The organism is Pseudomonas sp. 15C (genome assembly GCF_055484735.1).
On sequence record NZ_JBUDGD010000021.1, the window covers coordinates 40,436 to 52,611 of the forward strand.

Below are 12,176 nucleotides of genomic sequence, written 5' to 3' on the forward strand. Positions count from 1 at the left end.
TACAGGGGACAGTGCAATTTCTGAATATGGTGTACACACCGGAGCCCCTTATGAACCAGGCAGATTTCATCATCATCGGCGGCGGAATTGCTGGCGCTTCCACCGGTTTCTGGCTGTCACCACACGCCAAAGTCATTGTCCTCGAGCGTGAATCCCATCCGGCCTATCACTCCACTGGCCGCTCCGCCGCGCTGTTCACCGCGGCTTATGGCACGCCACAGGTGCGCGCGCTGACTCAAGCCAGCCGTGCGTTTTTCGACCATCCACCGGCCGGTTTCTGCGAACACCCATTGCTGACGCCACGCGGCGAAATGACTGTGGATTTCACCGGTGACGCCGCCGAATTGAACAACCAATACCTCAGCGCCAAAGCCACCGTGCCGCAGATGCAACTGCTCAGCGCCGACGAAGCCTGCGCGCGCCTGCCGATTCTGCGCCGGGAAAAAGTCCACGGCGCAATCTACGATCCGAGCGCCAGCGATATCGATACCGATGCTCTGCATCAGGGTTACCTGCGCGGCATCCGCCGCCACAACGGCGAAGTGCACACCGACTGTGAAGTGCTCGGCCTGAGCCGCGACGCCGAAGGTTTGTGGCACGTTCAAACCAACGGCCAGACGTTCAGCGCCCCGGTGATCATCAACGCCGCCGGCGCCTGGGCCGACAAGATCGGCACTATGGCCGGTGCAACTGCGCTGGGCCTGCAACCGAAACGCCGTGCCGCGTTCATCTTCGCCGGGCCTGAGGGCGTCGATATTCATCACTGGCCGATGCTGGTCAGCCTCGACGAGTCCTTTTACATGAAGCCCGACGCTGGGATGTTTCTTGGCTCGCCGGCCAACGCCGATCCGGTCGAACCGCATGATGTCCAGCCCGAAGAACTGGACATCGCCATGGGCATCTATCAGATCGAAGAAGCCACCACCCTGACCATTCGCCGCCCGACCCGCACCTGGGCCGGGTTGCGCAGCTTTGTCGCCGACGGCGATTTGCTCAGCGGTTTCGATCCGCGGGTGCCGGGGTTGTTCTGGGTGGCGGCGCAGGGTGGCTACGGCATTCAGACGTCGCCGGCGATGGGCCAGGCCAGCGCGGCACTGGTGCGTGGCCAGCCACTGCCCGAACACCTGCAGCAATTCGGGCTGAACAGCGCCATGCTCTCCCCTGCTCGCCTGCGCTGAATCCCTGCGGTGACGCGCGCCACGGATTGCGGCACACTCCCTGCGCCTCCTGATCACAGAGGCGTTGACGCTGCCTGGAGCTCCACTGTCATGACCGCCCCCGAACTCGACCCGGCGCTGGATAACTTCCGCGCCATCGCCGATGCCATCGCCACGCTGTTTTTCCCGCATGCCGAAGTGGTGTTGCATGACCTGCGAACGCAGAAGGTCGACTACATCGCCAACAACCTGTCAAAACGCGAGATCGGCGACGATTCGTCACTGGAAGACATGCTCAGCGAGGATGTCAGCGATCGCAACATCGGCCCGTACGAAAAGCTCAATTGGGACGGTCAGAAGATCCGCAGCCTGAGCAGCGTCCTGCGCGACAGCGAAGGCGCACCGCTGGCGGTGCTGTGCATCAACCTGAATATTTCATTGTTCGAAAATGCCAAGGCAGCGCTCGACCTGTTCCTCTCGCCGAGCAAACTGATCCCGCAACCGGACGCCCTGTTTCGCGATGACTGGCAGGAGCGTATCAACACCTTCCTGCATGCCTGGCTGCGCGAACGCCAGTTGAGCCTGAATGTGCTGAACCGCGATCACAAACGTGAACTGGTGCTGGCGCTGCACGCCGAGGGTGCGTTCAAGGGCAAGAGCGCCTCGAACTATGTGGCCAATGTGCTGAATATGGGGCGGGCGACGGTTTACAAGCATTTGAAGGAAGTGAAGGGCTAGATATCTGCATTGGCAGGTGCGGCCCCATCGCTGGCAAGCCAGCTCCCACAGGGGTTTTGTGGCGTTCACAAATCCTGTGGGAGCTGGCTTGCCAGCGATAGCGGACTATCAATCGCCGTAGATATCGGTGTTGAAATACTTCTCGGAAATCTTCTGATACTCGCCACTCGCACGAATGCCATCGATGGCCCCGTTCAACTGGCTGACCAGTTCCGAGTTGCCTTTGCGCACCGCAATCCCCGCGCCTTCGCCGACATACTTGGGATCCTTCAGCTCCGGCCCGACAAACGCATAGCCCTTGCCGCGTGGCATCGATAGAAAGTCATTCAGCGGAATGGTGTCGGCAAAAATCGCGTCGAGCCGCCCTGCCGCGAGATCCATGTAGATCTCTTCATTGTTGCTGTAGCGCTTGACGTTGACGCCCTTGGGCTCGAACACCTCGGTGGCAAACCGATCAGTGGTGGTCGCGCGCTGGACGCCGACATTCTTGCCCTTGAGGCTGGCGTATTGATCATCGACGCTGGCGCCTTCTTTCATCACCAGACGCGAAGACGTGAAGTAATACTTGTGGGTGAAATCCACTGACTTTTTGCGATCTTCGTTGATGGTCATCGACGAAAGGGCCATGTCGATCTTCTTCACTTTCAACGACGGAATCAGCCCGTCGAACTCACCCTCGACCCACACACACTTGACCTTCATCTGCGCGCACAGCGCATTGCCGATGTCGTAGTCGAAACCGACGATTTCACCCTTGTCGGTTTTCGAGGCGAATGGCGGGTAAGCGGCTTCAATGCCGATGCGCAGGGTTTTCTCGGCGGCGAAGGCGCTGGCGCAGGCCAACAGACTGAGGGCCAGGCCGGTGATGAGGGGGAGTTTCTTCATGTTCGTTCTCTCGCGGGGTTGTTGTTGGTTTGGCGAAGAAGAGCAGTTACAAGCGACGGGCAATAAGCGGCAAGACAGCAGCTTTTTTGTACTTGGAAATCCATACTGGACTCAAAGGTACAAATCGTCAATCAGGTACGAGAGAGTGTCTTCGAGGTTTTTGGTGTTGCAGATGGCGCAATCGCTGGCAAGCCAGCTCCCACAGTTGCAGCAGTGCATAAAAAACAGGTGCACGACGCAAACCCTGTGGGAGCTGGCTTGCCAGCGATGGCGGATTTGAAGGCGCTAGAGGACTTACTTTTTCCAGCGATCCGCCGCCGCATGATCACTGTCCCGCCCCTCCACCCAACGCGGGCCGTCGCTGGTGTTTTCTTTCTTCCAAAACGGCGCGCGGGTTTTCAGGTAGTCCATGACGAAGGCGCAGGCATCGAACGCGGCCTGGCGATGGGCGCTGGCGGCGCCGACGAAGACGATCGGCTCGCCCGGCTCCAGCGCGCCGATGCGATGCAACACTTCCAGCTTCAGCAGCGGCCAGCGCTGTTCGGCTTCGATAGCGATCTTGCCCAGGGCTTTTTCGGTCATGCCCGGATAGTGCTCGAGAAACATCCCTGCCACGTCGAGGCCGTCGTTGAAGTCGCGGACATAACCGACAAAACTCACCACCGCGCCGACGCCGACGTTGGCCGCATGCATGGCATTGACCTCAGCACCTGGATCGAACGGCGTGGCCTGCACGCGAATCGCCATGGCTCAGCCTCCGGTCACGGTGGGGAAAAACGCCACTTCGTCGCCATCGGCTACCGGCTCGTCGAGCTGGCAGAGGTCTTCGTTGCGGGCACACATCAGGTTCTGCTCGCGCAACACTTCGGCGCCGTCACGCTGTGCCAACAGACTGCGCACGTCATCGACCGTAGCAAAATCCCCTTCAACCTTTACCGACTCGACGCCCAGCGCTTCACGGTATCGAGCGAAAAATTTCACGGTCAGGTTCATGGCTGCTCCGCCTGAAAGTGGCCGCTCTTGCCGCCGACTTTTTCCAGCAGGCGCACGCTTTCGATGATCATGCCGCGGTCCACGGCTTTGCACATGTCGTAGATGGTCAGGGCGGCGACGCTGGCGGCGGTCAGTGCTTCCATCTCGACGCCGGTCTGCCCGGAGAGCTTGCAGCGGGCAACAATGCGCACGCTGTCTTCACCTTCGGCGCTCAGCTCGACCTTGACGCCGGTGAGCATTAGCGGATGGCACAGCGGAATCAGATCGCTGGTTTTCTTAGCCGCCTGAATCCCGGCGATGCGTGCCACGGCAAACACATCACCCTTGGGATGACCGCCGCTGACGATCATCTGCAAAGTTTCAGGGAGCATGCGCACCAGCGCTTGGGCCGTCGCCTCACGGAACGTCACGGCTTTTTCGGTGACGTCGACCATGTTGGCGCGACCTTGGGAATCGAGATGAGTCAGCACGGAATTACTCCTGATCAGGAGCGTGGATTGTAAACCCGTGGGTCAGATATCCGCGAGCGCGATTACCGCCTCACCCTAAATCCCTGTAGGAGTGAGCCTGCTCGCGATAGCGGTATGACATTCAGCATTCATGGTGGCTGATGCACCGCTATCGCGAGCAGGCTCACTCCTACATTGGTTTTGTGTTCGGCATAAAAAAACCGGGCGGCTTGAGGGCCGCCCGGTTTCGTTTGAGGCGTTACAGATGAGATTCGGCGTATTCGGCCAGAATCGAGCGAGGCACCCCTTGCAGGGTGATGTGCACACCGTTGGGGAAATCCTTGAAGCGTTCGGTCAGGTAGGTCAGCCCGGAACTGGTCGCGGACAGGTAGGGAGTGTCGATCTGTGCGAGGTTGCCCAGGCACACCACTTTCGAACCGGCGCCGGCACGGGTGATGATGGTTTTCATCTGGTGCGGCGTCAGGTTCTGACATTCGTCAATCAGGATCAGGCTCTGCTGGAAGCTGCGACCGCGAATGTAGTTGAGCGATTTGAACTGCAACGGCACTTTGCTGAGGATGTAATCGACGCTGCCATGGGTGTTTTCGTCATCCATGTGCAAGGCTTCGAGGTTGTCGGTGATGGCGCCCAGCCAAGGCTCCATTTTTTCCGCTTCGGTGCCGGGCAGGAAGCCGATTTCCTGGTCCAGGCCCTGCACGCTGCGGGTGGCGATGATGCGCCGGTAGCGCTTGCTGACCATGGTCTGCTCGATCGCCGCGGCCAGGGCCAGAATGGTTTTACCGGAACCGGCAGCGCCGGACAGGTTGACCAGGTGAATGTCCGGGTCGAGCAGCGCGTACAGCGCCAGGCTTTGGTAAATGTCGCGTGGCTTGAGCCCCCAGGCTTCCTGGTGCAACAGCGGTTCCTGATGCAAATCGAGGATCAGCAACTTGGCTTCATCGATCTCTTTGATCCAGCCGACGAAACCCTGTTCGTCGATGATGAACTCGTTGATGTGCACTGCCGGCAGGTTGTCGATCAGTTGCACTTGATGCCAGGTGCGGCCGTGATCCTGGCGGGTGTCGACCTTGCTCACGCGGTCCCAGAACGAGCCGGTCATGGTGTGGTAGCCATTGGGCAGCAGGGACACGTCATCGACCAGCTGGTCGGTGCTGTAATCCTCGGCATCGATGCCGCAGGCGCGCGCCTTGAGGCGCATGTTGATGTCTTTGGTGACCAGCACCACTGGCTTTTGCGGGTCGCGGGCGTGCAGGTCGATCAGTTGGTTGATGATTTTGTTGTCGTTCAGATGCTCGGGCAGAATCAGGTTCGATTCGGCCTGCTTGCTCATCAGAATTGACAGCAAGCCCTTCGGCCCGCCCTTGCCGCGCTGGATCGGCACGCCCAGTTCGACGTCTTCGGGAGACGCATCGCCCAGGGTCTTGTCGATCAGCCGGATCGCCTGACGGCATTCGGCGGCAACGCTGTGGTGCCCGCTCTTGAGCTTGTCCAGCTCTTCGAGCACGGTCATCGGGATGGCAACGTGGTGTTCTTCGAAATTCAGCAGGGCGTTTGGATCGTGAATCAATACGTTGGTATCGAGTACATACAGGATTGGCTGGTTGGAGGAAGGGCTACGTCCGTGATCATCCATACTCGGTCACCTATGTCAGAGCCAGTAGACGCAATACCTGAGCGGTGCTGCGCCTCGAAGTGACTGCCGAAATCTCACCTGCGGAGATTCAAGTGACTGCAAACAAACGGGTCTTGGAAGACGCCACCTGTGTTGCAGGTTTCGGCGGTCTGTCTTCGTAATACTCCAAAACCGATGACATAAAAAAGTACTTTGACGGTTTTTTTAAGTTTATTTTGCAGAGTGACGAAAAGCCCTTGGCGGACTCACCAGACACCGCTAAAGTCGGAAGTCCGCCTGCATCGAATCCCGTCGAAAAATTGCCCAAAGCCCAATGTTTCCGGGGCTTTTGGTGTTAGTCATCGAAGCGCGTCCTGACAGTCTTCCCAACCGATGCCGCTTTGCGCGGTTTGCGTGATCAGCCACGGCAACGAGGTCTTCACCGCATCCTGTTTCATGTTGAAATTGATCACACCGTGGCGCCACAACAGCATCAGGGTCAGTACCCGCTGCGCGCTCGCCGGGCCCTTGAGCCTGCCAGCGCCGTCCTGAGCATCAATGTCCCACAGGGCAACTTGCAGGCCCTGGGAGTTGAAGAAGCCTTGCGCATCGCTGCGACGCTGGCCTTCGGGCGGGCGGAACAGCGGTACGTAGTTTTCCGGCAGTTTGTTTTTCACCAGATCGGCGCTGCGCCGCACCGAGTCCTGCCAGTCCTGCCAGTGGCTGTGGGAGCGGAACTCCCAGCCTTGCACGCCTACGCACTGGGTCGAAAAACTCGCTTGCAGGCTGCTGACCGAACGATCGGCCAGCCGCGCCTGGATATCCTTGCCCAAGACGAAGAACGTGCCGCTCATATTGGATTTGCGCAGGTACTCGGTGAGCCAGTCGGTGTTGTCCGGTTGGACGTTGGCGGCGCTGTCGAAGGTCAGCAGAAACAGGCGATCGTGCATGTCGTCGCCGTTGCGCTCATAGTCGCCGAAACGATCGACTTCGCTGCTGGACTGCGGAAACAGCGCAGCCTTGCGCAGCAGTTCATACAGATATTGCAGATGGAAGATCCGGCTCGGTTCGGCCCACTTGGTGTAATAGCTGTCGTCGCTGACCACAAACTTGGCGGCTTGCTCACGCAGCGTCGGCAGGTCCTCGACGAGAAAGCAGAACGAGGCGTCCTGGTCGCAGCTTTGCTGGGCATGGTTGTAATTGGCGAGCAGGCGCTGCCAGAGACGTTGGCGCAATTGATTGACCGCGTCGATATTGACCGTGCGCAGCCCAAGGCGCTGGGCCAGCGCGGCCTCGTCGATCGACTCGGTGCCGAGCAGGCCACGGGCAAACATCAGAATCTCTGCGCGTGACGCGACGTCGAACAGCGTCGGGCTGCTGAGCTGTTCTGGCCAGGTGCTGCGGTCCAGCGTCGCCGGATCGCCGGGCGCGGCGACGGCAGCGAAACTCAACAGCCAGGCGGTGAATAAAAGAACAATGCGCAAGGGGACGTCTCCATAACAAAACCCGCGCGGCACTATAGCTGATGTGCACGGCTTGAGGTCGCCGCCCCTCACCCCAGCCCTCTCCCGGGGGAGAGGGAGCCGACCGAGTCGTTCTTTCGATATCCGCCTACCTGAACTACCGAGTCGAACCCAAATTTAGAAACCAGCGAAGATCGGCCCCCTCTCCCTCCGGGAGGGCTGGGGTGAGGGAAAAGATCCACCGACCGTCGCAAATCCTGGGCCCTTGCACCGACCTATGACCCCCATAGCTGGAGTCAACCCCGCCAACCCCCTAGAATCGCCCCACGATTAAAGGAGACGACTTCATGCTGATGGTGATTTCCCCCGCCAAGACCCTCGACTACGAAACACCGCCGGCGACCCAGCGCTTTACCCAGCCGCAATACCTGGACCATTCCCAGGAACTGATCCAGCAATTGCGCGAGCTGAGCCCGGCGCAGATCAGCGAGCTGATGCACGTATCGGACAAGATCGGCGGGCTCAACGCCGCGCGCTTCGGCAGTTGGACGCCGGCTTTCACGCCAGAAAATGCCAAGCAGGCATTGCTCGCCTTCAAAGGCGACGTTTACACCGGTCTGGACGCGCAGTCTTTCAGCGAAAAAGATTTCGATTACGCGCAAAAACACCTGCGCATGCTCTCCGGCCTTTATGGCTTGCTGCGCCCCCTCGACCTGATGCAAGCCTATCGCCTGGAAATGGGCACCAGACTGGCCAACGCCCGTGGCAAAGATCTTTATGCCTTCTGGGGCACGCGTATCAGCGAATGGCTCAACGAAGCGCTGGCCGAACAAGGCGATGATGTGCTGCTCAACCTGGCATCCAACGAGTACTTCTCGGCCGTCAAACGCACCGCCCTGAACGCGCGGATCATCAATACCGAGTTCAAGGATCAGAAGAACGGCCAGTACAAGATCATCAGTTTCTACGCGAAAAAAGCCCGCGGTCTGATGAGCCGTTTCGTGATCCAGGAAAAGATCAACGATCCGACGCAACTCAAGCACTTCGATGTGCAGGGTTATCGCTACAGCGCCGAGCAGTCGAAACCCGACAATCTGGTATTTCTGCGCGATCACGCCCCGGAATAAAGCATGCCCAATGCACGACTCTTTTCCTCCAGAGTCGTGCACCTCGCACGATGTCAGAACTCCCCCGCCGCATTTCGCCAGTTTAATGGCGCCAAAAAAATACCCCTGTCTTTTCTAAGAATTCTTTCACTCGACACTCGTCAGTTTTTTCAGTAGTGGCACCTAAATTTTTTTGCAGTAGTGGCACAAAACTATCTAGCACGCTTATAGCCCCAGAACTAAAGGGCGAAATCGCTAGTGCTATCAAATTGAAAGCAGTGCCATCTTTACCAATATTTCAAAAAATTTCAGGTGGCACGATGAGCGGGCTGGAACTATGTCCAAATGCGTAGCTCATACCACCGGTAACGATTCTCGGCGAGTTTGTACGAGATAACTTACGCAGGACTGATAGCCATGTAACCAACTTGTCACAGCAACTTGACTAGATGACTAACGGGTCTGAAAACGAAACGATGGACAGGCGATACGCACCATTGATATCTCCTGCAAAGGCCATGGTCGTACCCTTTAAACGTGCTCGCCTGAGCACTGAACCGCTTGATTTACAGGGATTTTCATCTCCGCATCAAGCGCGCAAGACGATTGCACAAGAGTCTTCAGAAAGAAGATCCGCTGCATAACAGGGCAAGTCATAACAATAAGGCCTGGTTGCGCACATCTTGAGTGCACTTATTTAGACACTCGAAACTTAGTATGCCTGCACACGGCATTGTGGCGCCTGTAAGCCGCACTTTCGAGTGCACTAGTGTCCGCTGAACACCATTAACTCCGGCCTCTAAGGCCTGATATATACAGAGGTAATTGCGATGCGCATCAGCATATTTGGTTTGGGTTACGTTGGCGCAGTATGTGCCGGTTGCCTGTCTGCACGGGGCCATGACGTAGTTGGCGTCGATGTTGCCAAAGACAAGATCGACATGATCAACGCCGGTAAATCGCCGATCGTTGAACCGGGTCTGGGCGAACTTCTACAACAGGGAATCCAGACCGGTCGTCTGCGCGGCACGACCAACTTCGCCGAAGCCATTCGCGACACCGACCTGTCGATGATCTGCGTCGGTACACCGAGCAAAAAGAACGGCGACCTGGAACTCAACTACATCGAAGCGGTATGCCGCGAGATCGGTTTTGTTCTGCGTGAAAAAACCACCCGTCACACCATCGTCGTGCGCAGCACCGTTCTGCCGGGCACCGTGGCTAACGTGGTGATCCCGATTCTCGAAGACTGCTCGGGCAAGAAAGCCGGCGTCGACTTCGGCGTTGCGGTCAACCCTGAGTTCCTGCGCGAATCCACTGCGATCGCCGACTACGATCAGCCACCGATGACGGTCATCGGCGAGTTCGACACCGCCTCCGGTGACGTTCTGCAATCGCTGTACGAAGAACTCGACGCACCGATCATCCGCAAGGACATCGCCGTTGCCGAAATGATCAAGTACACCTGCAACGTCTGGCACGCGACCAAAGTGACCTTCGCCAACGAGATCGGCAACATCGCCAAAGCGGTCGGCGTCGATGGCCGTGAAGTGATGGAAGTGGTCTGCCAGGACAAGACCCTCAACCTGTCTCAGTACTACATGCGCCCAGGCTTCGCTTTCGGCGGTTCGTGCCTGCCAAAAGACGTCCGCGCCCTGACCTACCGCGCCGGTTCCCTGGACGTCGAAGCGCCGCTGCTGAACTCGCTGATGCGCAGCAACGAATCGCAAGTGCAGAACGCTTTTGACATCGTTGAAAGCCATGAAAAACGCAAAGTCGCCCTGCTCGGTCTGAGCTTCAAGGCCGGCACTGACGACCTGCGCGAAAGCCCGCTGGTCGAATTGGCCGAAATGCTGATCGGCAAGGGTTACGACCTGAGCATCTACGACAGCAACGTCGAGTACGCCCGTGTTCACGGCGCGAACAAAGACTACATCGAGTCGAAGATCCCGCACGTATCGTCCCTGCTCAACTCGGACTTCGATTCGGTGATCGACAACTCCGACGTGATCATCCTCGGCAACCGCGACGAGAAATTCCGTTCGCTGGCCCAGGAAGCGCCGCAGGGCAAGCAAGTCATCGACCTGGTGGGCTTCATGTCCAAGGCCACCAGCGCCGGTAGCCGCACCGAAGGTATTTGCTGGTAACGCAGCGCCAAGCGACAAGCGTCGAGCTGCAAGTCAACGCGATTGGCTTGCAGCTTGAAGCTTGCAACTTGCGGCTTCCCTTACCTTCGGATGACGGTTATGACCAAGCTCAAACATTTTTTTCTGCAATCAGCCGGCTGGCTTTTTTATCTCAGTCTGCTGATGGGCCTGGCCTTGATGCTGCCCACGTCCACATTCGACTCCGAGTCGAAGGACTTCATTTTCCTGATTGGCGCCGTGGGTATCTGGCGCTACTCGATGGGTGCAACGCACTTTGTGCGCGGCATGATTTTTCTCTACATCGTCTACCCGCACCTGCGCCGCAAAGTGCGCAAGCTGGGCAAGGCCGCCGATCCATCGCATGTGTTCCTGATGGTCACCAGCTTCCGTATTGACGCGCTGACCACCGCGCAGGTCTACAGCTCGGTGATCCGCGAAGCCATCGATTGCGAACTGCCGACCACCATCGTCTGCTCGATCGTGGAAATGTCCGACGAACTGCTCGTCAAGGCGCTGTGGGCACGGATGAATCCGCCGGAGCGGGTCAAGCTCGACTTCGTGCGCATTCCCGGCACCGGCAAGCGCGATGGCCTGGCCTTCGGTTTCCGCGCGATCTCCCGTCACCTGCCGGATGACCGTGCCGTAGTGGCCGTGATCGACGGCGACACCGTGCTCGGCGAAGGCGTCGTGCGCAAGACCGTGCCTTGGTTCCAGCTGTTCGGCAACGTCGGCGGCCTGACCACCAACGAATTCTGCGAAGTGCGCGGCGGCTACATCATGAGCGAGTGGCACAAGCTGCGTTTCGCCCAGCGCCACATCAACATGTGCTCGATGGCTTTGTCCAAGCGCGTACTGACCATGACCGGTCGTATGTCGGTGTTCAAAGCGTCCGTGGTGACCAATCCGGAATTCATCGCCGACGTTGAAAGCGACTCGCTGCAACACTGGCGTCTGGGCCGCTTCAAATTCCTGACCGGTGACGACAAGTCGAGCTGGTTCAGCCTGATGCGCCTGGGTTATGACACCTTCTACGTGCCGGACGCGGCGATCAACACCGTTGAGCATCCGCCGGAAAAGAGCTTCATCAAGGCCAGCCGCAAGCTGATGTTCCGCTGGTACGGCAACAACCTGCGGCAGAACTCGCGTGCACTGGGCCTGGGTATCCGTCGTCTCGGCGCGTTCACTTCAGTGGTGCTGTTCGACCAGCGTGTGTCGATGTGGACTTCGCTGCTCGGCCTGACCGTAGCGCTGATCGCCAGCTTCAAGTACGGCACCGCGTTCATCCTCGTGTACCTGCTGTGGATCGGTATCACCCGCCTGATCCTGACGCTCTTGCTGTCGTGTTCCGGCCACCGCATCGGCCCGGCTTACCCGGCGATTCTGTATTACAACCAGATCGTTGGCGCGCTGGTGAAGATCTACGTGTTCTTCCGCCTCGACCAACAATCGTGGACTCGCCAGCCCACTTCCCTGACCCGTGACCTCGCCAGCTTTCAACGTTGGTTCAACACCTGGTCGTCTCGGACCATGACCTTCTCCGCCGGCAGCATTTTTGTCGCCGTGCTGCTGATGATGGTCTGACCCGCTCCTATTGAATTAACAAGG

Annotated in this window: 11 protein-coding genes; 5 read left to right on the forward strand and 6 right to left on the reverse strand. The window is 58.4% G+C overall.

What is annotated here, in order from left to right:
• The first annotated feature begins 50 nt into the window (after positions 1–50).
• Positions 51–1,178, forward strand: coding sequence for an NAD(P)/FAD-dependent oxidoreductase (locus tag ACYYKW_RS13395; RefSeq protein ID WP_090281872.1), 1,128 nt, complete (start codon positions 51–53; stop codon positions 1,176–1,178).
• A gap of 90 nt (positions 1,179–1,268) precedes the next feature.
• A complete protein-coding gene (locus ACYYKW_RS13400) occupies positions 1,269–1,895 on the forward strand; it encodes a helix-turn-helix transcriptional regulator (RefSeq protein WP_464990342.1) in 627 nt (208 codons plus the stop codon).
• Between the two features lie 108 nt (positions 1,896–2,003).
• On the opposite strand, the gene ACYYKW_RS13405 is transcribed toward ACYYKW_RS13400, so the two are convergent.
• The 6 genes from ACYYKW_RS13405 to ACYYKW_RS13430 all read right to left on the reverse strand — a co-directional run bounded on the left by ACYYKW_RS13405 (position 2,004) and on the right by ACYYKW_RS13430 (position 7,339).
• Positions 2,004–2,780, reverse strand: coding sequence for an ABC transporter substrate-binding protein (locus tag ACYYKW_RS13405; protein ID WP_093104546.1), 777 nt, complete (start codon positions 2,778–2,780; stop codon positions 2,004–2,006).
• Between the two features lie 294 nt (positions 2,781–3,074).
• Entirely contained in the window at positions 3,075–3,527 is a 453-nt protein-coding gene (moaE, locus tag ACYYKW_RS13410) for a molybdopterin synthase catalytic subunit MoaE (protein ID WP_038357637.1), read from the reverse strand.
• A 3-nt stretch (positions 3,528–3,530) separates the two neighbouring features.
• Positions 3,531–3,773, reverse strand: a complete 243-nt coding sequence (locus tag ACYYKW_RS13415) for a MoaD/ThiS family protein (protein ID WP_090281868.1) — start codon at positions 3,771–3,773, stop codon at positions 3,531–3,533.
• The gene (moaC, locus tag ACYYKW_RS13420) at positions 3,770–4,243 is read right to left on the reverse strand and encodes a cyclic pyranopterin monophosphate synthase MoaC (protein ID WP_139053800.1); all 474 of its coding nucleotides are present in this window, start codon (positions 4,241–4,243) and stop codon (positions 3,770–3,772) included. Before moaC ends, ACYYKW_RS13415 begins: the two co-directional genes overlap by 4 nt.
• Before the next feature lie 238 nt (positions 4,244–4,481).
• Positions 4,482–5,876, reverse strand: coding sequence for a PhoH family protein (locus ACYYKW_RS13425; protein WP_090281867.1), 1,395 nt, complete (start codon positions 5,874–5,876; stop codon positions 4,482–4,484).
• A 338-nt stretch (positions 5,877–6,214) separates the two neighbouring features.
• Positions 6,215–7,339, reverse strand: a complete 1,125-nt coding sequence (locus ACYYKW_RS13430; RefSeq protein WP_464990343.1) for a polysaccharide deacetylase family protein — start codon at positions 7,337–7,339, stop codon at positions 6,215–6,217.
• A 326-nt stretch (positions 7,340–7,665) separates the two neighbouring features.
• On the opposite strand from ACYYKW_RS13430, the gene yaaA reads away from it, so the two are divergent.
• The 3 genes from yaaA (at position 7,666) to alg8 (ending at position 12,152) form a co-directional block, all read left to right on the forward strand.
• Positions 7,666–8,445 (forward strand): peroxide stress protein YaaA, encoded by a 780-nt coding sequence (gene yaaA / locus ACYYKW_RS13435; RefSeq protein ID WP_464990344.1) that lies wholly within the window; start codon positions 7,666–7,668, stop codon positions 8,443–8,445.
• Between the two features lie 809 nt (positions 8,446–9,254).
• On the forward strand, positions 9,255–10,571 hold the full coding sequence (locus ACYYKW_RS13440) for a nucleotide sugar dehydrogenase (protein ID WP_016771595.1): 1,317 nt from the start codon (positions 9,255–9,257) through the stop codon (positions 10,569–10,571).
• Positions 10,572–10,670: 99 nt separating this feature from the next.
• Positions 10,671–12,152, forward strand: coding sequence for a mannuronan synthase (gene alg8 / locus ACYYKW_RS13445; RefSeq protein ID WP_162098720.1), 1,482 nt, complete (start codon positions 10,671–10,673; stop codon positions 12,150–12,152).
• Positions 12,153–12,176 lie beyond the last annotated feature (24 nt).